We start from the raw sequence: 26,363 nt of genomic DNA, 5'->3' as shown, positions 1-26,363 counted from the left end.
AATCTGGGGGTAACCTTTGCTGAAGTCTCGTCTGATTACCGCGTTGATTTTAATTCCGCTGGTAATAGCTGCACTGTTCTGGTTACCGCCTGTTGGCTTCGCCCTGACAACCATCGTTATCTGTATGCTGGCAGCCTGGGAATGGGGCCAGTTTGCAGGGATGGCATCACGGCAACAGCGCGTCTGGCTGGCTGTACTTTGTGGTCTGCTGCTGGCGCTGATGCAGTTTACGCTGCCACCTTATCAACACACGGTGCATCTGCCACAGATCGCGACATCGCTTTGGGCGTCGCTGGTGTGGTGGGTCGTTGCACTGCTGCTGGTGCTCTCCTATCCCGCTTCTGCGGCCTTCTGGCGCCATTCGCGTCCACTTCGCTTACTGTTTGGCGTGTTAACGCTGGTCCCTTTTTTCTGGGGCATGGTGGCGCTGCGCCAGTATCACTATGACACCGACCACTTCGCCGGTGCCTGGTGGCTGCTGTTTGTATTGCTGCTGGTATGGGGAGCGGATTCAGGTGCCTATATGTTTGGCAAGATGTTCGGCAAGCACAAGCTGGCGCCAAAGGTCTCACCAGGCAAAACCTGGGAAGGCTTCCTGGGCGGTCTGGTCACCTCGGCGCTGATTGCAGTGCTGTTTGCGACGCTGGCGCCACTGACGGTTTCCACCGGTACGCTGGTGATTTGCGCGATTATCGCGACGTTGGCCTCCGTACTGGGCGACCTCACTGAGAGCATGTTTAAACGTGAAGCGGGCATCAAAGACAGTGGTAATCTGATTCCTGGTCACGGCGGCATTCTTGATCGTATTGATAGTCTGACTGCGGCGGTGCCGGTGTTTGCCTGTTTATTGCTGCTGGTGTTTCGCACCCTTTAAGGACAGGCAAAGATGTTGAGCATACTCTGGAGTTTCGTCGCCTTTATCGTTGCGCTGGGCGTATTAATTACCGTTCATGAGTTTGGCCATTTCTGGGTCGCTCGTCGCTGTGGCGTCAAAGTTGAGCGCTTTTCCATTGGTTTTGGTAAGTCGCTCTGGCAGCGCCGTGACCGCCACGGCACCGAATTTGTCATCGCGCTGATTCCCCTTGGCGGCTACGTTAAAATGCTCGACGAGCGTGTTGAAAGCGTGCCAGCCGAATTTCGTCATCAGGCTTTTAACAACAAAGCCGTCTGGCAACGCGCCTCCATCATTGCGGCAGGTCCTGTCGCTAATTTCATCTTTGCCATCTTTGCCTACTGGGTTGTGTTTATTCACGGCGTGCCCGGCGTGCGCCCGGTAATCGGTGAAATTTTAAACGGTTCGGTGGCTGCGGAAGCTCAAATTACGCCCGGCATGGAACTTAAGGCTGTTGACGGTATCGAAACGCCTGACTGGGATGCTGTGCGTATGGCGCTGGTGGGTAAAATCGGCGACAGCAGCACCACCTTAACGGTGGCTCGATTTGGCGAGGACGCGACCCAGCAGAAACAGCTGGATTTGCGTAACTGGCAGTTTGAGCCTGATAAGCAGGATCCGGTCGTCGCGTTAGGGATTCAGCCACGCGGTCCGCAGATTGAGACCACGCTGGCAGAAGTGCAGGCGAACTCGCCAGCCAGTGAAGCCGGTTTGCAAGCAGGCGACAGGATCGTTAAAGTCGATGGTCAGCCATTATCGCAGTGGCAGACTTTTGTCACGCAGGTCCGGGATAACCCCGGCAAAAGCATGGCGCTTGAGGTGGATCGCGGCGGTGAGTCTATTGCGCTGACGATGACGCCAGAAGCGAAATCTGGCAGTAAAGCGGGATTTGCGGGTGTCATTCCGCGCATTGTTCCTCTGCCAGAAGAGTACAAGACGGTAAGACAGTATGGCGCGTTTGCGGCTATCGGTGAGGCTAGTGTAAAAACCTGGCAACTGATGAAGCTCACCGTCTCCATGCTGGGCAAGTTAATAACCGGTGATGTGAAGCTGAACAACCTGAGCGGGCCAATTTCGATTGCGCAGGGTGCAGGGTTGTCAGCAGAGTATGGGTTGATTTACTACCTGATGTTCCTGGCGTTGATTAGCGTCAACCTGGGCATCATCAACCTGTTCCCTCTGCCGGTTTTAGATGGTGGGCACTTGCTCTTCCTGGCGATCGAAAAGATCAAGGGTGGACCGGTGTCCGAGCGAGTTCAGGACTTTAGTTATCGCATCGGTTCAATTTTACTGGTGCTGTTAATGGGGCTTGCACTTTTCAATGATTTCTCACGTTTGTAACCGCTGGAACGCGAACATTCGAGGGATGTGTTAGGAAAACGCATAACAACGATGGCGATGAAAAAGTTGCTCATAGCGTCGCTGCTGTTTAGCAGCGCCACCGTTTACGGTGCAGACGATTTCGTAGTGAAGGATATTCATTTCGAAGGGCTGCAGCGAGTCGCCGTCGGCGCGGCTCTGCTGAGCATGCCAGTACGGGTTGGCGATACGGTGAATGACGATGATGTCAGAAATACCATTCGCTCGCTGTTCGCTACTGGCAACTTTGAGGATGTTCAGGTCCTGCGAGACGGTACAACGCTGATTGTCCAGGTCAAAGAACGTCCTACCATTGCCAGCATTACCTTCACCGGTAACAAAGCGGTGAAAGAGGATCAGCTCAAACAAAATCTGGAAGCCTCAGGTGTCCGTGTCGGCGAAGCGCTGGACCGTACCACCATCTCCTCTATCGAGAAGGGACTTGAGGATTTCTACTACAGCGTAGGTAAATATACCGCCAACGTGAAAGCCGTGGTCACGCCACTGCCGCGTAATCGTGTGGATCTGAAGCTGGTCTTTACTGAAGGTGTCTCTGCAAAAATTCAGCAGATCAACATCGTCGGTAATAAAGCCTTTAGCTCCGATGAGCTGATTTCCCGCTTCCAGCTGCGCGATGAAGTGCCATGGTGGAACGTGGTCGGCGATCGTAAATATCAGAAGCAGAAACTGGCGGGTGACCTCGAGACCCTGCGCAGCTTCTATCTGGATCGTGGCTATGCACGCTTTAACATCGATTCGACGCAGGTCAGCCTGACGCCTGATAAAAAAGGCATCTACATCACGGTGAACATCACCGAAGGTGACCAGTACAAAATCGCTGGCGTGATCGTCAATGGCAGCATGGCGGGCCATTCAGCAGAAATTGAACATCTGACCAAGATTCCGGCGGGCGAGCTTTATAACGGCGCCAAAGTCACGAAAATGGAAGATGACATCAAGAAACTGCTGGGCCGCTACGGCTATGCCTATCCGCGCGTGGCAACACAGCCAGAAATCAACGACGCCGACAAAACCGTAAAACTGCATATTAATGTGGATGCGGGTAACCGTTATTATGTCCGTAACGTCCGTTTCGAAGGCAATGACACGTCGAAAGACTCCGTGTTACGTCGCGAAATGCGTCAGATGGAAGGCGCGTGGCTGGGCAGCGATCTGGTTGAACAGGGTAAAGAGCGTCTGAACCGTACCGGTTACTTTGAAACCGTTGATGTGGATACTCAGCGTGTGCCAGGTTCGCCGGACCAGGTTGACGTGGTCTACAAGGTTAAAGAGCGTAACACCGGTACCTTTAACTTCGGCGTCGGCTACGGCACCGAAAGTGGTGTGAGCTTCCAGGTCGGTGTCACGCAGGATAACTGGCTGGGCACCGGTAATACCGTGGGCATCAGCGGGACCAAGAACGATTACCAGACCTATGCTGAATTCTCGCTGACTGACCCTTACTTCACCGTTGATGGTGTCAGTCTGGGTGGTCGTCTGTTCTACAACGACTTTAAAGCAGATAACGCGGACCTTTCTGACTATACCAACAAAAGTTATGGTCTGGATGGCACGCTTGGCTTCCCGGTTAACGAAAACAACACCCTTCGTGTCGGTCTGGGCTATGTCCACAATGACCTGTCAAACATGCAGCCTCAGGTGGCGATGTGGCGTTATCTTGACTCGGTCGGCAAGCCGCAGCAGCTCAATGATGAAGGTGATTTCTCAGCAGATGACTTCACCTTTAACTACGGCTGGACTTATAACACCCTGGACCGCGGCTTCTTCCCGACGTCCGGTAACCGTACCAACCTGAACGGTAAGGTGACGATTCCGGGCTCGGATAACAGCTTCTATAAGGCCACGCTGGATACTCAGCAGTATGTGCCGATTAACCAGGATCGTACCTGGGTGCTGTTAGGCCGTGGTCGCGTAGGTTATGGCGATGGTCTCGACGGCAAAGAGATGCCGTTCTACGAGAACTTCTACGCCGGTGGTTCAAGCACCGTGCGCGGCTTCCAGTCCAACACCATTGGACCGAAAGCAGCCTACTTAAATAACAACTCGTCGAACTGCCGAATCGCCGATCCAAATGGCGTCTGTAAGTCTGACGATGCGGTGGGCGGTAACGCCATGGCGATTGCCAGCCTTGAGCTGATTACGCCAACGCCGTTCCTGAGCGAGAAGTATGCTAACTCGGTTCGTACCTCGGTGTTTGTCGATGCCGGTACAGCGTGGGATACCCATTGGGAAAATACCGCGGAAACGCGTGCGGCGGGCATTCCTGACTACAGCGATCCAAACAATATCCGTGTATCCAGCGGTGTTGCGCTACAGTGGATGTCACCGCTCGGCCCGCTGGTGTTCTCTTACGCCCAGCCGATGAAGAAAGTCGATGGAGACAAGTCAGAGCAGTTCCAGTTTAACATTGGTAAAACCTGGTAATGTTCTGAGCATGGATGCATAGCTGAAGTATTGCTGCCGGACAGCACCTGTTGCTGTTCCGGGGCAAACACTGTGTCGCTGACACAAACGTTGATGGTAAGGAGTTTATAGTGAAAAAGTTGTTGTGTGCCGCAGGTCTGGGTCTTGCTTTAGCGGTCTCCGCTGGTGTTCAGGCTGCCGACAAAATTGCAGTGGTAAACGTGTCCAGCATTTTCCAACAGTTACCGCAACGTGCGACTGTTGCTAAACAGCTGGAAAACGAGTTCAAAGGCCGTGCAACTGAGTTGCAGAGCCAGGAGCGCGATCTGCAAACCAAAATGCAGCGTCTGCAGCGTGACGGTTCTACCATGAAGGCGAGCGAACGCAGCCGTATGGAAAAAGATGTCATGTCTCAGCGTGAAGCTTTCTCTACAAAAGCCCAGTCTTTTGAGCAGGATAATCGCCGTCGTCAGATGGAAGAGCGTAACAAGCTGCTGAGCCGTATTCAGGATGCCGTGAAGAAAGTCGCTGACAGCGATGGTTACGACGTCGTGATCGACGCTAACGCGGTGGCTTATGCGTCAAACGCAAAAGACATTACTGCTGACGTGCTGAAACAGGTTAAATAATTCATGTCATCTATTCGACTGGCTGATTTAGCCCAGCAGTTGGATGCAGAATTGCACGGAGATGGCGATATCGTCATCTCCGGCATTGCTTCTATGCAATCCGCCACAACTGGCCAAATCACTTTTCTTGCAAACAGCCGTTACCGCGAGCAACTCGCCCTGATTAAGGCCTCAGCCGTGGTGCTGACGGAAGCGGATCTGGAGTGGTGCAATACCGCAGCGCTGGTGGTCAAAGATCCCTACCTGACCTATGCGCGTATGGCACAAATACTCGATACCACGCCACAGCCAGCGCAAAATATTGCCCCCAGTGCAGTGATCGATCCCTCAGCCCGACTCGGCAGCAACGTCGCCATTGGCGCCAATGCGGTGATCGAAGCGGATGTTGAGCTGGGCGATAACGTGGTCATTGGTGCAGGATGTTTTGTTGGCAAAAAAACCCGTATCGGCAGCGGTACCCGTCTCTGGGCCAATGTCTCTGTTTATCACGAAATTGAAATCGGTCAGGATTGCCTGATTCAGTCAGGTACCGTCATTGGTTCTGATGGTTTCGGCTATGCCAACGATCGTGGTAACTGGGTGAAAATCCCGCAGTTAGGCGCGGTGATAATCGGTGATCGCGTAGAAATAGGTGCCTGCACCACTATCGATCGCGGTGCGCTGGATAACACTCTGATCGGCAATGGTGTTATCATAGACAACCAGTGCCAGATCGCTCACAACGTAGTTATTGGCGACAATACTGCGGTTGCAGGCGGTGTGATCATGGCGGGTAGTTTGAAAATTGGGCGTTACTGTATGATTGGCGGTGCCAGCGTCATTAACGGCCATATGGAAATCTGTGACAAAGTAACGGTGACCGGTATGGGTATGGTCATGCGTCCTATCACAGAGCCTGGTGTCTATTCATCAGGCATTCCGCTGCAACCCAACAAAACCTGGCGCAAAACTGCAGCGCTGGTGATGAACATCGATGACATGAGCAAACGCTTAAAAGCCATCGAGCGCAAGGTCGGCAAAGACGACTAACCGCCATCCCAAAACTGACCGGCTTTCATAATAAAAATGTTAAGCAGGGAAGCCCGGCGCCACAGAACCTATTTGCGGCCTGCGGAAGATCATTTTGATCTGTGCAGGCCGTGTTATTGATGTCATCAGATTTTTAGGACAGGAAGAGTATTTTGACTACTGAAACTCATACTCTGAAAATTGAAGAGATTTTAGAGCTGCTGCCGCACCGCTATCCGTTTCTGCTGGTAGACCGCGTGCTGGAATTTGAAGAGCACAAATACCTGCGTGCAGTGAAGAACGTTTCTGTTAATGAACCGTTTTTCCAGGGGCACTTCCCTGGTAAACCGATTTTTCCTGGCGTTCTGATCCTGGAAGCGATGGCGCAGGCTACCGGTATTCTGGCGTTTAAAAGCGTAGGTAAACTGGAGCCAGGCGAACTCTACTACTTTGCCGGTATCGACAGTGCCCGTTTCAAGCGCCCTGTGGTACCAGGCGACCAAATGATCATGGAAGTCACTTTCGAGAAAACCCGCCGTGGTCTGACCCGCTTTAAAGGCGTGGCGACTGTCGACGGTAAAATCGTTTGTGAAGCGACCATGATGTGTGCCCGCAGCCGGGAGGCATAATTCGTGATTGATCCAACAGCCACTATCCATCCCAGTTCTGTCATCGAAGAGGGCGCTATTATTGGCGCCCGCGTTCACATTGGCCCGTTTTGCTTTATTGGTGCGAATGTTGAGATCGGTGAAGGAACGGTACTGAAGTCACATGTTGTGGTGAACGGCCACACGCGCATCGGAAAAGATAATCAGATTTATCAGTTCGCCTCAATTGGCGAAGTGAATCAGGATCTGAAATATGCCGGTGAGCCAACACGGGTTGAGATCGGTGATCGTAACCGCATCCGTGAAAGCGTGACGATTCATCGCGGCACCACGCAGGGTGGCCAGGTCACCACAGTGGGCAGCGATAATCTGCTGATGGTTAATGCTCACATCGCGCATGACTGCGTGATTGGCAACCGCTGTATCTTCGCCAACAACGCCACCCTGGGTGGTCACGTGACGGTCGATGATTTCGCCATTATTGGCGGCATGACAGCGGTACATCAGTGGTGCATCATCGGTGCTCACGTGATGGTTGGCGGCTGTTCGGGCGTGGCGCAGGATGTGCCGCCTTACGTTATTGCGCAGGGCAACCACGCTACGCCGTTCGGGATCAATATCGAAGGTCTCAAGCGTCGTGGCTTCAGCAAAGAGTCGTTGCACGCTATCCGCAACGCCTACAAGTTGCTCTATCGCAGTGGCAGAACGCTTGAGGAAGTGAAACCGGAGATCGAAGCCATCGCACAGCAGCACAGCGAAGTGCAACCTTTCTACGATTTCTTCACCCGTTCAACCCGTGGATTAATTCGTTAATCCATGTCAGCGCGTCCCTTAACGATTGCCCTGGTCGCCGGAGAAACCTCCGGCGATATTCTTGGTGCAGGTCTGATCCGTGCCCTGAAAGCCCGTCATCCGGATGCACGCTTTGTCGGCGTGGCGGGTCCCCTGATGCAGGCTGAAGGGTGTGAAGCCTGGTATGAGATGGAAGAGCTGGCGGTGATGGGCATTGTCGAGGTGCTCGGTCGCCTGCGACGCCTGCTGACAATCCGTCGCGATCTCACCCGGCGTTTTACCGAACTCCGACCCGATGTCTTTGTCGGGATTGATGCGCCCGATTTCAATATCACGCTGGAAGGCAATCTTAAACGCACTGGCATTCGCACTATCCACTATGTCAGCCCCTCGGTGTGGGCATGGCGGCAAAAACGTGTCTTTAAGATTGGTCGTAACACCGACCTGGTGCTGGCGTTCCTGCCGTTTGAAAAAGCTTTCTACGATCGCTATAACGTTCCCTGTCGTTTTATCGGTCACACCATGGCGGATGCCATGCCGCTGCAACCCGATAAGCTGGCTGCACGCCGTCATCTGGGCATTGCCGATGATGCGCTCTGCCTGGCCTTGCTGCCCGGCAGCCGGGGTGCGGAAGTGGAAATGCTCAGCGCCGATTTTCTGAAAACCGCTCAGTTGCTGCGTCGTCACTATCCGGCGCTGGAAATCGTGGTGCCGCTGGTCAACGCCCGTCGCCGCGAACAGTTTGAGAAGATTAAAGCCGAAACCGCCCCCGAACTGCCGATGCATCTGCTTGATGGTCAGGGACGTGAGGCGATGATTGCGAGCGATGCCGCACTCCTGGCGTCAGGCACTGCCGCACTGGAGTGCATGCTGGCAAAATGCCCGATGGTCGTCGGTTATCGCATGAAGCCGGCCACCTTCTGGCTGGCAAAACGGCTGGTCAAAACCCCTTACGTCTCGCTGCCAAACCTGCTGGCAGGGCGTGAGCTGGTCAAAGAGTTACTGCAGGATGAGTGTCAGCCTGAAGCCCTAGCCGCAGCGTTAGATCCGCTGCTGCATGCCGGGCCTGAGCGAGAAACACTCCTGCAGACGTTTCATGAATTACATCAACAGATCCGCTGGAACGCCGATGAGCAGGCAGCGGATGCGGTACTGGAGCTGGTGAATGCCTGATTTTATCTATCCTGTCGCCAGACTGATTGCCGGTGTGGACGAAGTGGGCCGCGGTCCGCTGGTTGGCGCGGTCGTTACTGCCGCGGTGATCCTCGATCCGGCAAACCCGATTACCGGCCTGGCCGACTCGAAGAAACTGTCTGAAAAGCGTCGCCTCGCGTTGTATGACGAAATCAAAGAGAAAGCGCTGGCATGGAGTCTGGGACGCGCAGAGCCTGAAGAGATCGATCAGCTCAACATTCTGCATGCCACTATGCTGGCGATGCAGCGCGCCGTAGCTGGCCTCGGCATTCAGCCCGATTATGTGCTGATTGATGGTAATCGTTGCCCGGCACTGCCAATGCCTTCACAGGCGGTAGTTAAAGGGGATAGTCTGGTTGCCGAAATCAGTGCAGCATCGATCATCGCCAAAGTGTCGCGTGACCAGGAGATGACCGAACTCGATCTGCTGTTCCCGCAGTATGGTTTTGCGCAGCACAAAGGTTATCCGACGGCGCTGCATATGGAAAAACTGACGCAGTATGGCGTCACGCCGCACCACCGTCGCAGTTTTGCGCCCGTACGCAATGCGCTGCTCGATGCTGAAGTACTGGCTGCACGCCAGACCCTTACGCTTTAATAGCCTGACGCTGTTTTAACCGGAAACTGATATGGCTGAACCCCGTTTTATACATCTGCGTGTCCACAGTGACTATTCGATGATTGATGGCCTGGCGAAAACCGGGCCGTTAATCAAGAAGGCGGCTGCCCTTGGCATGCCGGCTATCGCGATTACCGACTTCACTAACCTCTGTGGCCTGGTGAAATTTTACGGTGGCGCACATAGCGCAGGGATAAAGCCGGTCATTGGTGCCGATTTCAACGTTGCCAGTGAGCTGATGGGGGATGAACTGACACAGCTTACCGTGCTGGCGTCCAGTAATACCGGATATCAGAACCTGACGCTACTGATCTCCCGTGCCTATCAGCGTGGGTATGGCGTGGACGGACCGATCATCGACCGCGACTGGCTGATTGAATTGCAGGAAGGATTAATCCTGCTGTCGGGCGGACGGCGCGGCGATGTGGGTCGCAGCCTGCTGCGCGGCAACAATGCCCTGGTTTCGCAATGCCTGTCGTTTTACCAGCAACATTTCCCCGATCGCTACTACCTGGAGCTGATTCGTACCGGCCGTCAGGACGAAGAGAGCTATCTGCATGCGGCCGTTGAACTGGCGATTGCAGAGGGAATACCGGTGGTTGCCACCAATGAAGTCTGCTTTATCAATGCAGAAGATTTCGATGCGCACGAAATTCGCGTTGCCATTCATGACGGCTATACGCTGGATGATCCCAAGCGTCCGCGTAACTACAGTCCTCAGCAATATATGCGCAGCGAAGAGGAGATGTGCGAGCTCTTCTCGGACATCCCGGAAGCGCTGGAAAACAGCGTAGAGATTGCTAAGCGTTGTAACGTCACGGTCCGACTGGGCGAGTACTTCCTGCCGCAGTTCCCGACCGGTGACATGACCACCGAAGATTATCTGGTGGTGAAATCCCGTGAGGGTCTGGAAGAGCGTCTCGAGTTCCTGTTCCCGGACGAAGCCGAACGCCTTGAGAAACGCCCGGAATATGATGAACGTCTGGAGATTGAACTCAACGTTATTAACCAGATGGGTTTCCCCGGCTACTTCCTGATCGTAATGGAGTTCATCCAGTGGTCCAAGGACAACGGCGTGCCGGTCGGGCCGGGGCGTGGTTCCGGTGCCGGTTCGCTGGTGGCCTATGCGCTGAAAATCACCGATATCGATCCGCTGGAATTTGACCTGCTGTTCGAACGCTTCCTGAACCCGGAACGCGTCTCGATGCCCGATTTCGACGTCGACTTCTGCATGGAGAAGCGCGATCAGGTGATCGAACACGTTGCAGATATGTACGGACGTGAAGCGGTTTCCCAGATTATTACCTTCGGCACCATGGCGGCGAAAGCGGTCATTCGCGATGTGGGCCGCGTGCTGGGACATCCTTACGGCTTCGTTGACCGCATTTCAAAACTGATCCCGCCCGATCCCGGCATGACGCTGGAAAAAGCTTTTATTGCTGAACCGCAGCTTCCCGCCATGTATGACGCGGACGAAGAGGTTAAAGCGCTGATCGACATGGCGCGCAAGCTGGAAGGGGTCACGCGTAACGCCGGTAAACATGCGGGCGGCGTGGTCATTGCGCCAACGAAGATCACCGATTTTGCGCCGCTCTATTGCGATGAGCATGGGCAGTTCCCGGTGACTCAGTTCGATAAAAATGATGTGGAATATGCCGGCCTGGTGAAGTTCGACTTCCTGGGTCTGCGTACGCTGACCATCATCGACTGGGCGCTGAAGATGATCAACCCGCGCCGGGAAAAGCAGGGGCTGGAGCCGATCGATATCGCCTCTATCCCGCTGGATGATAAGAAAAGCTTCGATATGCTGCAGCGCTCGGAAACCACCGCGGTGTTCCAGCTTGAATCGCGCGGCATGAAAGATCTGATTAAGCGTCTGAAGCCCGACTGCTTCGAAGATATGATCGCACTGGTGGCGCTGTTCCGTCCTGGCCCACTGCAGTCCGGCATGGTGGATAACTTCATTGACCGTAAGCATGGCCGTGAAGCGATCTCCTATCCCGACATTCAGTGGCAGCACGAGAGCCTGAAACCGGTGCTGGAACCGACCTACGGCATCATCCTCTATCAGGAACAGGTGATGCAGATCGCCCAGGTTCTCTCCGGTTACACGCTGGGCGGTGCGGATATGCTGCGTCGCGCCATGGGTAAAAAGAAACCCGAGGAGATGGCCAAACAGCGTTCTGTATTCCGCGACGGTGCTGAAAGTATGGGCATCGACGGGGAACTGTCGATGAAGATCTTCGATCTGGTAGAAAAATTTGCAGGTTATGGCTTTAACAAGTCACACTCTGCGGCCTACGCACTCGTCTCCTACCAGACGTTGTGGCTGAAGGCGCACTATCCGGCTGAGTTTATGGCTGCGGTCATGACCGCCGATATGGATAACACCGAGAAAGTGGTTGGCCTGGTCGATGAGTGCTGGCGGATGGGACTGAAAGTCCTGCCGCCTGATATCAACTCCGGTCTCTATCAGTTCCATGTTAATGACGCGGGCGAGATCGTTTACGGTATCGGCGCGATCAAAGGCGTCGGTGAAGGCCCGATCGAAGCGATCATCGACGCCCGTAACGAAGGCGGTTATTTCCGCGAGTTATTTGATCTCTGCGCCCGTACCGACACCAAAAAGATCAACCGTCGGGTAATGGAAAAATTGATCATGTCCGGGGCCTTTGATCGCCTTGGACCGCATCGTGCTGCGCTGATGAGTTCACTCAGTGACGCGTTAAAAGCGGCCGATCAGCACGCGAAAGCGGAAGCGATTGGCCAGGCTGATATGTTTGGCGTACTGGCGGAAGAGCCGGAACAGGTTGAGAAATCGTACGCCAGCGTCACGCCGTGGCCTGAGCAGGTGCAGCTGGATGGCGAACGGGAAACGCTGGGGCTTTACCTTACCGGCCACCCGATTAATCAGTACCTGAAAGAAATTGAGCGTTACGTTGGCGGGGTGCGGCTGAAAGATATGCATCCTACCGATCGGGGTAAAATTACCGTGGCGGCCGGTCTGGTGATCGCGGCACGGGTAATGGTCACCAAACGCGGCAACCGAATTGGTATCTGTACTCTGGACGATCGCTCCGGTCGTCTTGAGGTGATGTTATTTACCGATGCGTTAGATAAATACCAGCAGTTGCTGGAGAAAGACCGAATTCTGATCGTCAGCGGACAGGTCAGCTTTGATGACTTCAGTGGTGGCCTTAAAATGACCGCTCGTGAAGTCATGGACATCGACGAAGCTCGCGAAAAATACGCGCGCGGACTTGCTATCTCGCTGACGGACAGGCAAATTGATGACCAGCTATTAAACCGACTCCGTCAGTCTCTGGAACCTCATCGATCAGGGACTATTCCGGTGCATCTCTACTATCAGAGAGCCGACGCGCGAGCGAAGCTGCGCTTTGGTGCAGCGTGGCGAATTTCGCCCAGCGATCGTTTACTTAACGATCTGCGCTCGTTGATTGGATCGGAGCAGGTGGAACTGGAGTTTGACTAGAACAGGAACATTATGAGTCTTAATTACCTGGATTTTGAACAGCCAATTGCAGAACTGGAAGCGAAGATCGATTCGCTGACCTCAATTGGTCGTCAGGATGATAAACACGTTAATCTGGATGAAGAAGTTCAGCGTCTGCGTGAGAAAAGCGTTGAGCTGACCCGTAAGATCTTCGCCGATTTGGGCGCATGGCAAATCGCTCAGCTGGCGCGTCATCCTTTGCGCCCTTACACCTTTGACTACGTGCGCAACGCCTTCGACGATTTCGATGAGCTGGCGGGCGACCGTGCTTATGCCGATGACAAAGCGATTGTGGGCGGGATTGCACGTCTTGATGGACGTCCGGTGATGATCATCGGGCACCAGAAAGGCCGTGAAACCAAAGAGAAAATTCGCCGTAACTTCGGCATGCCAGCACCGGAAGGCTATCGCAAAGCGCTGCGCCTGATGGAGATGGCTGAGCGTTTCAAAATGCCAATCATCACCTTCATCGACACACCGGGTGCCTATCCGGGTGTGGGCGCGGAAGAGCGTGGGCAGTCTGAAGCGATTGCCCGCAACCTGCGTGAAATGTCTGGCCTGAAAGTACCGGTGATCTGTACGGTCATCGGTGAGGGTGGTTCAGGTGGTGCGCTGGCGATTGGCGTGGGCGACAAAGTGAATATGCTGCAGTACAGCACCTATTCAGTGATCTCGCCGGAAGGCTGTGCATCCATTCTGTGGAAAAGCGCTGACAAAGCGCCGCTGGCCGCTGAAGCGATGGGCATTACCGCTCACCGTCTGAAAGAGCTGAAGCTGATTGACTCGGTGATCCCTGAGCCGCTGGGTGGCGCGCATCGCCGTCCGGTTGATATGGCGCAGTCACTGAAGCAGCAGCTGCTGGCCGATCTGGCCGATCTCGATGGATTTAGCACTGAAGAGCTGCTGGATCGTCGTTATCAGCGCCTGATGAGCTACGGCTACGCCTGATTTAGCCCCATCCATAAAAGCGGACTCCGGTCCGCTTTTTTTATACCGCCGGTTTATCTCCGAACGCTATTCCCCTCTCTTTCAGCGCCATCCGATAGCCGCCTTGCTACACCTTCCGCGGGTTAGCGGTTATGCTTGTCCGGTTCCACAATAATCAGGGAGATGGGCATTGAATATTCTGGCGATCATGGGCGCGCACGGCGTGTTTTATAAAGATGAACCGTTACGCGAACTCGACGCGGCGTTAAATCTGCAAGGCTTCAGGCTGCTTTACCCGAAAAACAGTGACGATCTGCTGAAACTGATCGAGCACAATCCGCGTATCAGCGGCGTCATCTTCGACTGGGACGCGCACAACAGTCCGGAACTCTGCGGTGAGATTAATCAGCTCAACGAATACCTGCCGCTGTACGCCTTTATCAACACCCACTCGCAGATGGACATCAGCGTCAATGAGATGCGCATGCCGCTGCACTTTTTTGAGTACGCGCTGAATGCCGCCGACGATATCGCGCTGCACATCCGGCAATATACCGATGACTATCTCGACCACATTACGCCGCCGCTGACCAAAGCGTTGTTCACCTATGTGAAAGAGGGCAAGTACACCTTCTGCACGCCGGGCCATATGGCGGGTACCGCGTTTCAGAAGAGCCCGGTGGGCTGCCTGTTCTACGATTTCTTCGGGGCCAATACCCTGAAATCGGACATCTCAATTTCCGTTACCGAACTGGGTTCGCTGCTTGATCACACCGGTCCGCACCTTGAAGCGGAGGAGTACATTGCACGCACTTTTGGTGCCGAGCAGAGTTACATGGTGACCAACGGGACCTCAACGTCGAACAAAATTGTCGGCATGTATGCCGCACCGGCGGGCAGCACCGTGCTGATCGATCGCAACTGCCACAAGTCACTGACCCATCTGCTGATGATGAGCGATCTTATCCCCATCTGGCTGAAGCCGACCCGCAATGCGTTGGGTATTCTCGGCGGTATCCCGAAGCAGGAGTTCACCCGCGAGAGTATTTCGCTCAAGGTGGCTGCCACCGACCGTGCCACGTGGCCGGTTCATGCGGTGATCACCAACTCCACCTATGATGGGCTGCTCTACAATACCCAGTACATCAAAGAGACACTGGATGTACCGTCGATTCATTTCGATTCAGCCTGGGTGCCTTACACTAATTTCCATCCGATCTACGCCGGTAAAAGTGGCATGAGTGGCGACCGCATCCCGGGAAAAGTGGTGTATGAGACGCAATCGACCCACAAACTGCTGGCGGCGTTTTCGCAGGCATCAATGATTCACATTAAGGGCGACTACGACGAACAGACGTTTAACGAAGCCTACATGATGCACACCACCACCTCGCCCAATTACGCCATCGTCTCCTCTATTGAAACTGCTGCTGCCATGCTGCGTGGCAATCCCGGTAAACGACTGATCAATCGCTCGGTGGAGCGCGCGCTGCACTTCCGTCGGGAGATCCAGCGCCTGCGCGAAGAGTCTGACAGCTGGTTCTTTGATATCTGGCAGCCGGAAGAGGTTGATGAAGCGCAATGCTGGCCGATCCAGCCTGGCGACGAAGAGTGGCACGGATTTACTCAGGCCGATCGCGATCACATGTACCTGGATCCGATCAAGGTCACCATTCTGACGCCGGGCATGAGCGAACTGGGAAAGATGGCGGAAGAGGGGATCCCGGCGGCGCTAGTGGCGAAGTTTCTGGATGAGCGCGGCATCGTGGTGGAGAAAACCGGTCCCTATAACCTGCTGTTCCTGTTCAGCATCGGCATCGACAAAACCAAAGCAATGAGCGTGCTGCGCGGTCTGACCGAGTTCAAACGCGCCTACGATCTCAATCTGCGGGTGAAAAACATGCTGCCGGATCTCTATGCCGAAGATCCTGACTTCTATCGCAATATGCGCATTCAGACACTGGCGCAGGGGATCCATCAGCTGATCCGCCATCACGATCTGCCGCGTCTGATGCTGCAGGCATTTGATGTCCTGCCCGAAATGAAGATGACGCCGCATCAGGCATTTCAGCAGCAGGTGAAGGGCAACATCGAAACGGTGGATCTCAGCGAACTGGTCGGGCGGGTGTCGGCCAATATGATTCTGCCTTATCCGCCAGGCGTTCCACTGGTGATGCCAGGCGAGATGATTACTGAGAAGAGCCGCGCGGTGCTCGATTTTCTGCTGATGCTGTGCAGCATTGGACGGCATTATCCGGGCTTCGAAACGGATATTCACGGCGCCAGCCTGACCGAAGAGGGCGAGTATCGCGTCCGCGTGCTGAAAAACGACCTCGCATAAACCTTTAAACGACTATCAGCGGCAGGGTGTCTGCGGACAGCCTGCCCGAATCAGGGAATTGAACATGTTGCAGTTAACCGCTATTCACCACATCGCCATCATCGCCTCTGACTATCAGCGCAGCAAAGCATTCTATTGTGACGTACTGGGTTTCCGTCTGATGGGCGAATATTACCGCGAAGCGCGGGACTCCTGGAAAGGCGACCTTGCCCTACAGGATCGCTACACCATTGAGCTGTTCTCTTTTCCTGAGCCGCCGGCGCGGGTCAGTCATCCTGAAGCGTGTGGCCTGCGTCATCTGGCCTTTACCGTGCCGGATGTTGCCGCTGCCGTCGCGACGCTGGCCGATAAAGGCGTTATCTGCGAACCGATTCGCATTGATGACCTGACCGGTAAACAATGCACTTTCTTTGCCGATCCGGATGGTTTGCCGCTGGAGCTTTATCAGGCGTAAAATAGCGCGCTCAGCGGGCGACATTCAGTGGCCCGATTTTCTGGATTCTGCCATGTCTTTGCCCGCTTTTGACAACCTTTTGCAACCTGATGCCGCCCTGGTGGTCGCATTCAGCGGTGGACTGGATTCAACCGTGCTGCTGCATCAGCTTCGCGGCTGGCAGCAGCAGCATCCTCAGTTGCGCCTGCGGGCACTGCATGTTCACCATGGGCTTAGCCCGAATGCCGATCGCTGGGCAACCCATTGCCAGACGATTTGCGCGCAGTGGCAGCTGCCCTGTGAAGTGCTCCGCGTTAACGTTGATGGCAGGGAAAACGGCATTGAAGCAGCCGCCCGCACTGCCCGTTATCAGGCGCTGAGTGCGGCACTGCAGCCGGGCGAAGTGTTACTCACAGCGCAGCACCTCGACGATCAGTGCGAAACATTCCTGCTGGCGCTGAAGCGCGGCAGTGGTCCCGCCGGGCTGGCAGCGATGCCCGCGACACGCACGCTGGGTTCTCATCAGCTGGTGCGTCCGCTGCTGAATCAGACGCGACAGTCGCTTGAAGCCTATGCCGACGCGCATCAGCTGGCGTGGATTGAAGATGAGAGCAATCAGGATCTTCGCTACGACCGCAACTTTCTGCGTCAGCGGCTGCTGCCTGAGCTTTACCAGCGCTGGCCCCATTTTGCCGAGGCAACGGCCCGTAGTGCGGCGTTATGCAGTGAGCAGGAGCAGTTGCTGGATGAACTGCTCACCGGGCAACTGGCAGAGCTGATCCAGCCTGATGGCAGCCTGCACTTTCCACCCTTAATGGCCATGAGTGAGCTGCGTGCTAATGCCTTATTGCGGCGCTGGATCGCCGGACAGGGTGGGGCGATGCCGTCCCGTGAAGCGCTGAAACGCATCCACGACGAAGTGATGGCGAGCCGGGAGGATGCGCAGCCCCGGCTGCGATTCGGTCAGGCTGAACTTCGTCGTTACCGTCAGCAGCTCTACTGGCTGCCGTTGTTCAGTTCACTGCGCGACACCGAGCTGGCATGGCCCGATCTCTGCCAGCCGCTGGCGTTACCGCAGAATCTTGGCACGCTGCGTGCCAGCCAGTCGCAGAGTCTGTTGCGCTATCCTGAGCCGGATGAGCAGGTCAGCGTGCGGTTTCACGCACAGGGTCATGTCCATCTGGTGGGCCGTCGTGGCGGAAGGGAAATGAAAAAACTGTGGCAGGAGTTGCAGATACCGCCGTGGCAGCGTGAACGGCTGCCGTTAATTTTTTATAACCAGACGCTGGTCTGCGTTCCGACTCTCTTTGTCACCCGTGATGGCGCGGCCCCTGATCAGCAGGGCTGGCAGATAGTCTGGGACGGGGCATCCGGCGCAGGAGAACAACAATAATGAAACAGTGGCTTATCGCCTGTTTAGCGGTCACCGTGTTACCGGCATGGGCAGCGGGTGATGCGCAGCGCGGCGCACAGAAAGCGGGCAGTTGCATGGCCTGTCATGGCGCAGCAGGAAAAGCGGCGGTGCCGCTCTATCCTGACCTGGCCGGGCAGCACGCACCTTATCTGGAACATGCGCTGCAGGCCTATAAAAAGGGCGAACGCAATGGCGGGCAGGCTGAAGTCATGAAGGCGTTTGTGGCGGGATTGAGTGACAGCGATATGGCGGATTTAGCGGCGTACTACAGTTCGTTGCAGCCCTGAAGTTTAACAGGGCGGAAAGGTCCCGCCCTGAATGCGTAGGTTACTCTGCGCTGACAACCACCGTACCCAACTCGGGATGGGTGAAGCTGGCGATATGGTCGAGACGTAATTCGCGATGTTCACCGGAAAGATCGATAGCCAGATATTCAACGTTCTTACGTGAAAAGATCTCTTTGGCTTTTGCCTTAAGCTGCTCGCCATCTTTCATTTCCAGCGACAGCATCCAGTTGTTCTGGCAGGCGAGTTCCAGATTATCGTAATCATCGCAATTGATAGGTTGGTACGCTTCATTTATCAACATAGTCGCTCACCAATAAGTTAGCAGCGGCGTAGGCCGCCTGTTCCCTGACAGAAGAGTTTAGCTCAGTATTTGCGGCAACATCATTAAGTGCCTTCAATGCGCAGCCAATCGCATCCGGTATGTAACCTAAATCCCCGCTGCCGATTTCGGCATACTTCCGGCGAACTAACTCACAATAATTTTGCACGTGGCCCTCCTCGGCAGAGCGTAAATACTCTGGTTAACTGGCGACTATATCATAGCCATTTAGAGGAAATCAGCCTGCGTAAAGCAGGAACAGTGCGCGAATCACTGCTAAAGTGACAGATTCCGCTGTCTGAGGCGGAATAAATCAGAGCACAAAAGGTTAATTTGATGAACAGGTTATCGGAGGTCAACGTGGTTAAGGTGTGGGGAGCGAGCTTATGATTATGCTATCCCGTTCGGTTGAGATTCCGGAAAGTGAGATCGAGCTGACGGCGATTCGTGCTCAGGGCGCAGGCGGACAACATGTCAATAAAGCCAGCACCGCCATTCATCTGCGCTTCGATATTGCTGCCTCTTCACTGCCCGCGTTTTATAAAGAGCGGCTGCTCACCGCCACTCATCATTTGATTACCGGTGATGGCGTTGTAGTGATCAAGGCGCAGGAGTATCGCAGTCAGGAGATGAATCGTGAAGCGGCGCTGCAACGTCTGGTTAATCTGATCCAGGAGCTGAGTACCGTGGAAAAAGCCCGGCGCGCCACGCGGCCGACCCGCGCCTCAAAAGAGCGCCGTCTGGAAGGAAAAGCCCGCCGCAGTTCAACTAAATCGATGCGCGGCAAGGTGCAATAAAAAACGCCCCGCAGGCGGGGCGTTTGAGTACTTACAACGTCAGGGGCGAGCGGAGAAGAGATCGAGCCTGCTCAGGGAACGGGGTCAGATCGGAAAGTCGCTAACGCCATCCATGGCCGCTCGGCCCGCACCGTCCCTGGCGCGGGACGCTTTCCTCTCCTGACCCGGTTCCCTTCGTGTTGAGCTCATCTGTTGCGGCCAGATTCAGCCCGCTTTGATTAACGCTAAGAACTTACTTATTCAGAGCCTTCAGCAGGAATTCAACAATTTCATCCTGCTTAATCATCTGCTTCTCACCGGCACGACGTGATTTGTACTCAATCTCCTGATTATCGAGATTGCGGTCACCAATGACGATGGTGTGTGGCACACCGATCAGTTCCATATCAGCGAACATCACGCCCGGACGCTCTTTACGGTCATCCAGAATAACCTCAACGCCTTTAGCACGCAGGGTGGCATACAGCTCTTCCGCCAGCTCTTTAACCCGGAACGATTTCTGCATATTCATTGGCAGAATCGCAACTTCGAAAGGTGCCAGTGCGGCTGGCCAGATAATGCCGCGGTCGTCATGGTTCTGCTCAATGGCTGCCGCAACAACGCGGGTGATGCCGATGCCGTAGCAGCCCATGCTCATCACCTGATTGCGGCCATCTTCGCCCTGAACAGACGCTTTCAGCGCGTCAGAATACTTGGTGCCGAGCTGGAAAATATGACCGACTTCGATGCCGCGCTTAATCTGCAGCGTGCCTTTACCATCCGGGCTTAAATCGCCTTCGACCACGTTACGGATATCCGCAACGCTGGCCAGTGGCAGATCGCGCTCCCAGTTAATGCCGAAGTAGTGCTTACCATCGACGTTGGCACCGGCGCTGAAGTCGCTCATCTTCGCCACGGTACGGTCAGCAATCACAGGCATCTGCAGACCAACCGGGCCGATTGAACCCGGTCCGGCACCCACTGCAGCGCGAATCTCTTCTTCGGTCGCGAACACCAGCGGTGACGCAACGATCTCTGACTTCTCCGCTTTGATCTCATTAAGCTGATGATCGCCGCGTACCAGCAGGGCAACCAGCGCGTGGCCGCTCTCTTCAGCACCTTTAACAATCAGCGTTTTCACTGTTTTTTCAACAGGCACATTGAATTGCTCAACCAGCTCCGCGATGGTTTTTGCGTCTGGCGTCTCGACCAGTTGCATCTCCTGCGACGGCGCTGCGCGCTCACCGGCGGGTGCGACGGCTTCGGCCAGCTCAATATTGGCCGCGTAATCAGAATCGGTAGAGAAGATCACATCATCTTCACCGCTCTGCGCCAGAACCTGGAACTCATGGGAGGCGCTGCCGCCAATCGAGCCGGTGTCGGCCTGCACGGCGCGGAAATCCAGACCCATACGGCTGAAGATCTGGCTATAGGCGCGGTACATCGCGTCATACGTTTCCTGCAGCGACTCCTGCGAAACGTGGAACGAGTAAGCATCTTTCATGATGAATTCACGTGAACGCATCACGCCAAAGCGCGGACGGACTTCATCACGGAATTTGGTCTGGATCTGATAGAGGTTGAGCGGCAGTTGCTTATAAGAGCTCAGCTCATTGCGGATCAGGTCAGTGACCACCTCTTCATGCGTCGGACCCAGCACGAACGGACGCTCGTGGCGATCTGCAATACGTAACAGTTCCGGGCCATACTCCTCCCAGCGACCGCTCTCCTGCCACAGGTCGGCGGGCTGCACAACCGGCATTAAAATCTCAACCGCGCCCGCGTTGTTCATCTCTTCGCGCACGATGTTTTCGACTTTTTTCAGCACGCGAACCCCGGTCGGTAACCAGGTGTACAAGCCAGAAGCCAGTTTGCGGATCATACCGGCGCGCAGCATCAGCTGGTGGCTGATCACTTCAGCGTCGGAAGGCGTCTCTTTCTGAGTAGAGAGCAGATATTGAGTAGTACGCATTGATTACGGTTCCAGTTGATCGGAAAGTCACAGACAGAATTTTGCTGGCGGCTAGTGTACCAGTGAGATCACCGGCTCAAAAGCGGGTTTTAACGCGGGTCGATGGCGATCACTTCAGTACCGGCATCGTCAATGCGCCAGCGTACATTAAAATCCATCAGCCAGGCCGCATATTCCCGCGCCTGTGTCTCGCCCTGACGGTAAGCGGGACGGGGATCCTGTGCCAGCACTTCACTGATAAAGCGAGCCAGATTGGGATAGCGCGACTGCTGGTGGAGCTGCTGTTGTGCCAGCGCGGAGAAGCGAACCGGCATATCAGCCGCAGGTGCCGCCTGAGCAAAACCCGCCTGGGCATGGGGCAATGCTTCGGCAAAGGGCAGATAAGGTTTGATATCCACCACCGGGGTGCCATCGACCAGATCCAGACTGCCAAGCTGCAGGATCACCTGCTGTTTTTCAATCCTGATACCTTTTAGCTCAACCAGCGACATGCCAATGGGATTGGGACGGAACGTTGAACGTGTCGCAAATACACCTATGCGCGCATTGCCGCCCAGTCGGGGAGGGCGAACCGTGGGACGCCAGCCGCCTTCCATCGTCTGATGGAAGACAAACAGCAGCCAGAGGTGGCTGAACGCTTCCAGTCCACGCACCGCTTCCGGCTGATTGTAAGGTGGCTGCAGGTGCAGTTCGCCGCCGCCATCCTGCACCAGCCCTGGCTGGCGCGGCACGGCAAACTTCTCCTTCCACGGTGAGCGGATTACCCCAATTTGCGCAAAGGCGAATTCACTCATTGATTGCTGACTTTCAGTGCCGAACCCTGACACACCGCCTGACGATAGCAGCCTGGCGTGCCGGTGACGATTTCACACTGATGCAGCAGCACCGCATTGGCTTTCATCTGTGACGCTTTGATCTGCAGGCGTTTACGTGCAGTAGCGATGTTGGCTGGGGAGTTCTGATTACTCATCTGGCAATCTTCAGCGGAGACTTCACCCAGATCGCGGAACGGCTTGCTGACCAGATCGGCGGCATCAGTATAGAGCTTAACCGGTGCCGGTCGTGACACAGGCTTGCGGGTGGGTTCACTGGATTGCTGCGGCCGGGACGGTGCGCTGCTTATCGGGTGATACTCATGAACACACCCTGTCAGCATCAATGCTAACAAGCAGAGCGGTAAAAAACGCATGGCAACATCCTCAGGTTTCAAAAAGTGGCGTTATTGAAACAAGGACAAGAATAAATAACAAGTCGGGCAGGGCACCCAATAACAGAAAGGGCGGCATAGCGCCGCCCTTAAGGAGATGAACAGCTGAATTACCAGCCTTTAACCGCGCCGCCGTTAAAGACTTTGTTAGCGGCATCGTAGACTTCGTCAGACTGGTAAGCCTTGACAAATTTCTTCACGTTTTCCGCATCTTTATTATCTTCGCGCGCCACAATCAGGTTCACGTACGGTGAATCTTTATCTTCGACGAAAATACCATCTTTGGCTGGTGTCAGGCCAATCTGGCTGGCGTAGGTAGTGTTGATAACCGCCAGCGCGATCTGCTGATCGTCCAGTGAGCGTGGCAGCTGCGGCGCTTCCAGCTCAACAATTTTCAGATGCTTAGGGTTTTCAGTGATATCCAGCGAGGTTGGCAGCAGGCCCACGCCATCTTTCAGCTTGATCAGACCCACTTTCTGCAGCAGCAGCAGCGTACGGCCCAGGTTGGTCGGGTCGTTTGGAATAGCAACCTGAGCGCCATCCTGCAGCTCATCCAGTGACTTAATCTTTTTCGAATAACCCGCAATTGGGTAGACGAAGGAGTTACCCACTGAAACCAGCTTGTAGCCACGATCTTTGATCTGCTGATCCAGATACGGTTTGTGCTGGAAAGCGTTGACGTCGATATCGCCTTTGCTCAGCGCTTCATTCGGCAGTACGTAATCGTTGAAGGTGACCAGCTCAACGTCCAGACCATATTTCTCTTTGGCAACTTTCTGCGCTGCTTCAGCAACCTGCTGCTCAGCACCGACAATCACACCCACTTTGATGTGGTTAGGGTCTTTCTCTTTTTGATCGCATCCTGCCAGCGCAATCGCGCCAATCAGTGCACCCACAGCGGCAATTTTCTTGAATCTGAAAGACATATCCTTTCCTTCTTAATAATGTGATATTGCTGGCTTATTTATGGGACACCGCATGCACGATGCGGTCGCCACAGAATTGAATGAGATACACCAAAACCACTAACAACACCAATACCGTATTCATCACAGTGGCGTTATATCCGATATAACCATACTGATAACCGATCTGGCCCAGACCACCGGCACCCACCGCGCCACCCATGGCGGAGTAACCAACCAGGGTAATCAGGGTGATGGTCGCAGCATTCACCAGGCCAGGCATCGCTTCCGGCAGCAGAACCTTACGGATGATCTGCATTGGCGTAGCGCCCATGGCACGTGACGCTTCAATCAGTCCGGTTGGCAGTTCCAGCAAGGCATTTTCAACCATACGTGCGATAAACGGTGCCGCGCCTACGGTCAACGGCACGATGGCCGCCTGCAGTCCGATTGAGGTGCCAACGATTACGCGAGTAAAAGGAATCATCCAGACCAGTAAGATAATGAAAGGAATGGAGCGGAAGATATTCACCAGCGCGGAGAGCACGCGATAAAGTCCCTGATTCTGCAGAATCTGGCCCGGACGGGTGACATAGAGTAAAACGCCGACCGGCAGACCCAGCACAAAACCGAAAAAGCCCGAGACGAAGGTCATCATCAGCGTTTCCCACACGCCCCGTCCCAGCAACCACATCATCGCTTCAGACATAACCTAACACCTCTACTTTCACATGATTCTCCTTCAGCCAGGCTATCGCCTCGCGGGTATCGCTTTCTGTGCCGTGCATTTCGGCCAGCATGATGCCGAACTTCACGCCACCGGCGTAATCCATCTGGGCACTGATAATGTTGTTATTCACGTTGTAACGGCGGGCAGCTTCAGACAGCAGCGGCGCATCAACCGATTTACCGGTGAATTCCAGTCGCAGCAGGGGCACGGTGCCTTCAGCGGCGGTGGCAGAAAGGCGCTGCTGGTAATCATCCGGAATATCCAGATGCAGCGTAGACTGAATAAACTGCTGCGCCAGCGGTGTCTTAGGATGAGAGAAGACCTCACTGACGCTATCTTTCTCAATCAGCTCACCGTGACTGATGACCGCAACCTGATCGCAGATGCGTTTCACTACATCCATTTCATGGGTGATCAGCAGAATCGTCAGCCCAAGCCGGCGGTTAATGTCTTTAAGCAATTCCAGAATAGAGCGGGTCGTCGCGGGATCCAGTGCGCTGGTGGCTTCATCACAGAGCAGAACCTTGGGATTGCTGGCCAGGGCGCGGGCAATCGCGACACGCTGCTTCTGTCCGCCCGACAGATTGGCGGGCCAGGCATCATGCTTGTCTGATAATCCCACCAGTTCCAGCAGCTCAGTTACGCGAGCCGTGATCTGAGCGCGGGAGAGATTACCGAGTTCCAGTGGAAGAGAAACGTTGCCCGCGACGGTACGGGAGTTCATCAGATTAAAGTGCTGGAAGATCATGCCGATCTGGCGGCGCGCCTGAGTTAACTGACGTTCGTTGAGTGCGGTTAAATCAGCACCGTCTACCAGTACGCGGCCCGAAGTAGGGCGCTCCAGCAGGTTAACGCAACGAATCAACGTACTTTTACCGGCACCGGAAGCACCGATAACGCCATAAATCTGTCCGGCAGGCACGTGCAGGCTGACATCCGTTAACGCCGGAACAGACCGCGTGCCTTGCTGAAACACCTTGGTAATATTTTCTAGTTTAATCATTATGTTATTTATTATCGTGTTGCGTTGTCCGTGGTGTGGGAAGCCTCGTCGCTTTTATTCGGTATAAAAGCTGGATGGATGTTAAGGCATCCAGACGTCTAAATCAATGGAAGTGATTCAATCTGACATTCTCCCTTTTATAGCAATCATGCGATACTGATCGGCAATTTTTACAGCAGGAGTTTCTACGTGGCGAATAAAGTCCCCGCTATTTTTCTTGATCGTGATGGCACCCTTAATGTCGACAATGGCTATGTCCATGAGATCGATGACTTCCAGTTTATTGACGGCACGATTGAAGCGCTGCAACAACTGAAGGCAATGGGTTTTGCGCTGGTGGTCGTGACCAATCAGTCTGGCATCGCGCGCGGTATGTTTACTGAAGATACCTTTATGCGGCTGACAGAATGGATGGACTGGTCGCTGGCCGATCGCGATGTTGATCTTGATGGCATCTATTTCTGTCCTCACCATCCTGAAGCAACAGTAGCAGAGTTCCGTCAGGCCTGTGACTGCCGCAAGCCTCAGCCGGGTATGCTGCTGACGGCGCAGGAAGAACTGAATATTGATATGGCCGCTTCTTATATGGTGGGTGACAAGCTGGAAGACATGCTGGCAGGGCAGGCTGCCGGTGTCGGCATGAAAGTACTGGTGCGCAGCGGCAAACCGGTCACTGCTGAAGGTGAAGCAGCAGCAGATTGGGTGATTAATAGCCTGGCAGAGCTTCCGGCGCGCATTAAAAAGGGGTAAAACGGCGCTTTTGTGCAAATTTCAGACGAACAGAAAAAAAGTCTCAATTTGCACTTGCGCTATCTGAGCCGTTCCCTATAATGCGCCTCCACTGACACGGCAAACCGGCAACGGAAAACGGGTCAGGAGGCACAGGAGACTGCGCCGCCGGAGAAAAACTTCTGAAATAGAGGTTGACTCTGCAGGAGGAAAGCGTAATATACGCCACCTCGCGACAGGACGCTAACGCACTGTTCGCACTGCTCTTTAACAATTTATCA

Annotated in this window: 25 protein-coding genes; 17 read left to right on the top strand and 8 right to left on the bottom strand. The window is 54.6% G+C overall.

What is annotated here, in order from left to right; genetic code table 11:
* Positions 1–16 precede the first annotated feature (16 nt).
* The 15 genes from cdsA (at position 17) to AFL22_RS15995 (ending at position 18,441) form a co-directional block, all read left to right on the top strand.
* Entirely contained in the window at positions 17–874 is an 858-nt protein-coding gene (gene cdsA / locus AFL22_RS16065; protein ID WP_010254111.1) for a phosphatidate cytidylyltransferase, read from the top strand.
* Positions 875–886: 12 nt separating this feature from the next.
* On the top strand, positions 887–2,233 hold the full coding sequence (rseP, locus tag AFL22_RS16060) for a sigma E protease regulator RseP (RefSeq protein WP_010671861.1): 1,347 nt from the start codon (positions 887–889) through the stop codon (positions 2,231–2,233).
* Between the two features lie 51 nt (positions 2,234–2,284).
* On the top strand, positions 2,285–4,696 hold the full coding sequence (gene bamA, locus AFL22_RS16055) for an outer membrane protein assembly factor BamA (RefSeq protein ID WP_010254119.1): 2,412 nt from the start codon (positions 2,285–2,287) through the stop codon (positions 4,694–4,696).
* A gap of 110 nt (positions 4,697–4,806) precedes the next feature.
* Entirely contained in the window at positions 4,807–5,304 is a 498-nt protein-coding gene (gene skp, locus AFL22_RS16050; RefSeq protein WP_010254125.1) for a molecular chaperone Skp, read from the top strand.
* A 3-nt stretch (positions 5,305–5,307) separates the two neighbouring features.
* Entirely contained in the window at positions 5,308–6,333 is a 1,026-nt protein-coding gene (lpxD, locus tag AFL22_RS16045) for a UDP-3-O-(3-hydroxymyristoyl)glucosamine N-acyltransferase (protein ID WP_010254128.1), read from the top strand.
* A gap of 152 nt (positions 6,334–6,485) precedes the next feature.
* Positions 6,486–6,941, top strand: coding sequence for a 3-hydroxyacyl-ACP dehydratase FabZ (gene fabZ / locus AFL22_RS16040; RefSeq protein WP_003852639.1), 456 nt, complete (start codon positions 6,486–6,488; stop codon positions 6,939–6,941).
* Between the two features lie 3 nt (positions 6,942–6,944).
* Entirely contained in the window at positions 6,945–7,733 is a 789-nt protein-coding gene (lpxA, locus tag AFL22_RS16035; RefSeq protein ID WP_010254134.1) for an acyl-ACP--UDP-N-acetylglucosamine O-acyltransferase, read from the top strand.
* A gap of 3 nt (positions 7,734–7,736) precedes the next feature.
* Positions 7,737–8,885: a lipid-A-disaccharide synthase gene (gene lpxB, locus AFL22_RS16030; protein WP_010254138.1), complete on the top strand. Its 1,149-nt coding sequence runs from the start codon at positions 7,737–7,739 to the stop codon at positions 8,883–8,885.
* Positions 8,878–9,504 (top strand): ribonuclease HII, encoded by a 627-nt coding sequence (gene rnhB / locus AFL22_RS16025; protein WP_022625455.1) that lies wholly within the window; start codon positions 8,878–8,880, stop codon positions 9,502–9,504. The genes lpxB and rnhB overlap by 8 nt, the downstream gene beginning before the upstream one ends.
* Positions 9,505–9,535: 31 nt before the next feature.
* Positions 9,536–13,018, top strand: coding sequence for a DNA polymerase III subunit alpha (dnaE, locus tag AFL22_RS16020; RefSeq protein WP_033756640.1), 3,483 nt, complete (start codon positions 9,536–9,538; stop codon positions 13,016–13,018).
* A gap of 12 nt (positions 13,019–13,030) precedes the next feature.
* Complete coding sequence (accA, locus tag AFL22_RS16015; RefSeq protein ID WP_010254150.1) at positions 13,031–13,987, top strand: acetyl-CoA carboxylase carboxyl transferase subunit alpha; 957 nt, start codon at positions 13,031–13,033, stop codon at positions 13,985–13,987.
* A 169-nt stretch (positions 13,988–14,156) separates the two neighbouring features.
* Entirely contained in the window at positions 14,157–16,307 is a 2,151-nt protein-coding gene (locus tag AFL22_RS16010) for a lysine decarboxylase LdcC (RefSeq protein ID WP_033756642.1), read from the top strand.
* A gap of 64 nt (positions 16,308–16,371) precedes the next feature.
* Positions 16,372–16,761 carry a VOC family protein gene (locus AFL22_RS16005; protein WP_010671867.1) on the top strand — a complete coding sequence of 130 codons (390 nt, stop codon included), beginning with the start codon at positions 16,372–16,374 and terminating at the stop codon, positions 16,759–16,761.
* A 52-nt stretch (positions 16,762–16,813) separates the two neighbouring features.
* Positions 16,814–18,133: a tRNA lysidine(34) synthetase TilS gene (gene tilS / locus AFL22_RS16000; protein WP_052271757.1), complete on the top strand. Its 1,320-nt coding sequence runs from the start codon at positions 16,814–16,816 to the stop codon at positions 18,131–18,133.
* Positions 18,133–18,441, top strand: coding sequence for a cytochrome c (locus AFL22_RS15995; RefSeq protein ID WP_052271756.1), 309 nt, complete (start codon positions 18,133–18,135; stop codon positions 18,439–18,441). The genes tilS and AFL22_RS15995 overlap by 1 nt, the downstream gene beginning before the upstream one ends.
* A 40-nt stretch (positions 18,442–18,481) precedes the next feature.
* On the opposite strand, the gene rof is transcribed toward AFL22_RS15995, so the two are convergent.
* Positions 18,482–18,742, bottom strand: a complete 261-nt coding sequence (rof, locus tag AFL22_RS15990; RefSeq protein ID WP_010254167.1) for a Rho-binding antiterminator — start codon at positions 18,740–18,742, stop codon at positions 18,482–18,484.
* Positions 18,729–18,929 (bottom strand): YaeP family protein, encoded by a 201-nt coding sequence (locus AFL22_RS15985; protein ID WP_010254172.1) that lies wholly within the window; start codon positions 18,927–18,929, stop codon positions 18,729–18,731. The genes rof and AFL22_RS15985 overlap by 14 nt, the downstream gene beginning before the upstream one ends.
* 217 nt (positions 18,930–19,146) lie before the next feature.
* Between AFL22_RS15985 and arfB the strand changes: the two genes are divergently transcribed.
* On the top strand, positions 19,147–19,557 hold the full coding sequence (gene arfB / locus AFL22_RS15980; protein ID WP_010254175.1) for an alternative ribosome rescue aminoacyl-tRNA hydrolase ArfB: 411 nt from the start codon (positions 19,147–19,149) through the stop codon (positions 19,555–19,557).
* A gap of 232 nt (positions 19,558–19,789) precedes the next feature.
* On the opposite strand, the gene proS is transcribed toward arfB, so the two are convergent.
* The 6 genes from proS to metN form a co-directional block, all read right to left on the bottom strand.
* Positions 19,790–21,508, bottom strand: a complete 1,719-nt coding sequence (proS, locus tag AFL22_RS15975; RefSeq protein WP_022625458.1) for a proline--tRNA ligase — start codon at positions 21,506–21,508, stop codon at positions 19,790–19,792.
* 89 nt (positions 21,509–21,597) lie between these two features.
* Positions 21,598–22,302, bottom strand: a complete 705-nt coding sequence (gene tsaA, locus AFL22_RS15970; protein WP_052271755.1) for a tRNA (N6-threonylcarbamoyladenosine(37)-N6)-methyltransferase TrmO — start codon at positions 22,300–22,302, stop codon at positions 21,598–21,600.
* Complete coding sequence (rcsF, locus tag AFL22_RS15965) at positions 22,299–22,697, bottom strand: Rcs stress response system protein RcsF (RefSeq protein WP_010254182.1); 399 nt, start codon at positions 22,695–22,697, stop codon at positions 22,299–22,301. The genes tsaA and rcsF overlap by 4 nt, the downstream gene beginning before the upstream one ends.
* Positions 22,698–22,825: 128 nt before the next feature.
* Positions 22,826–23,641, bottom strand: a complete 816-nt coding sequence (locus AFL22_RS15960; RefSeq protein WP_010254184.1) for a MetQ/NlpA family lipoprotein — start codon at positions 23,639–23,641, stop codon at positions 22,826–22,828.
* A 34-nt stretch (positions 23,642–23,675) separates the two neighbouring features.
* Positions 23,676–24,329 (bottom strand): methionine ABC transporter permease MetI, encoded by a 654-nt coding sequence (locus tag AFL22_RS15955; RefSeq protein ID WP_003852613.1) that lies wholly within the window; start codon positions 24,327–24,329, stop codon positions 23,676–23,678.
* Positions 24,322–25,353, bottom strand: coding sequence for a methionine ABC transporter ATP-binding protein MetN (gene metN, locus AFL22_RS15950; RefSeq protein WP_010254188.1), 1,032 nt, complete (start codon positions 25,351–25,353; stop codon positions 24,322–24,324). The genes AFL22_RS15955 and metN overlap by 8 nt, the downstream gene beginning before the upstream one ends.
* Before the next feature lie 189 nt (positions 25,354–25,542).
* Here metN and gmhB point away from each other — a divergent pair, with 189 nt between their 5' ends.
* Positions 25,543–26,103 (top strand): D-glycero-beta-D-manno-heptose 1,7-bisphosphate 7-phosphatase, encoded by a 561-nt coding sequence (gene gmhB / locus AFL22_RS15945; RefSeq protein WP_031591190.1) that lies wholly within the window; start codon positions 25,543–25,545, stop codon positions 26,101–26,103.
* Positions 26,104–26,363 lie beyond the last annotated feature (260 nt).

Source organism: Pantoea sp. CFSAN033090 (assembly GCF_001264395.1).
Lineage (GTDB): Bacteria > Pseudomonadota > Gammaproteobacteria > Enterobacterales > Enterobacteriaceae > Pantoea > Pantoea agglomerans.
Note: the sequence above shows the minus strand (reverse complement) of the source record. Positions and strands in the feature narration are given on the sequence as shown.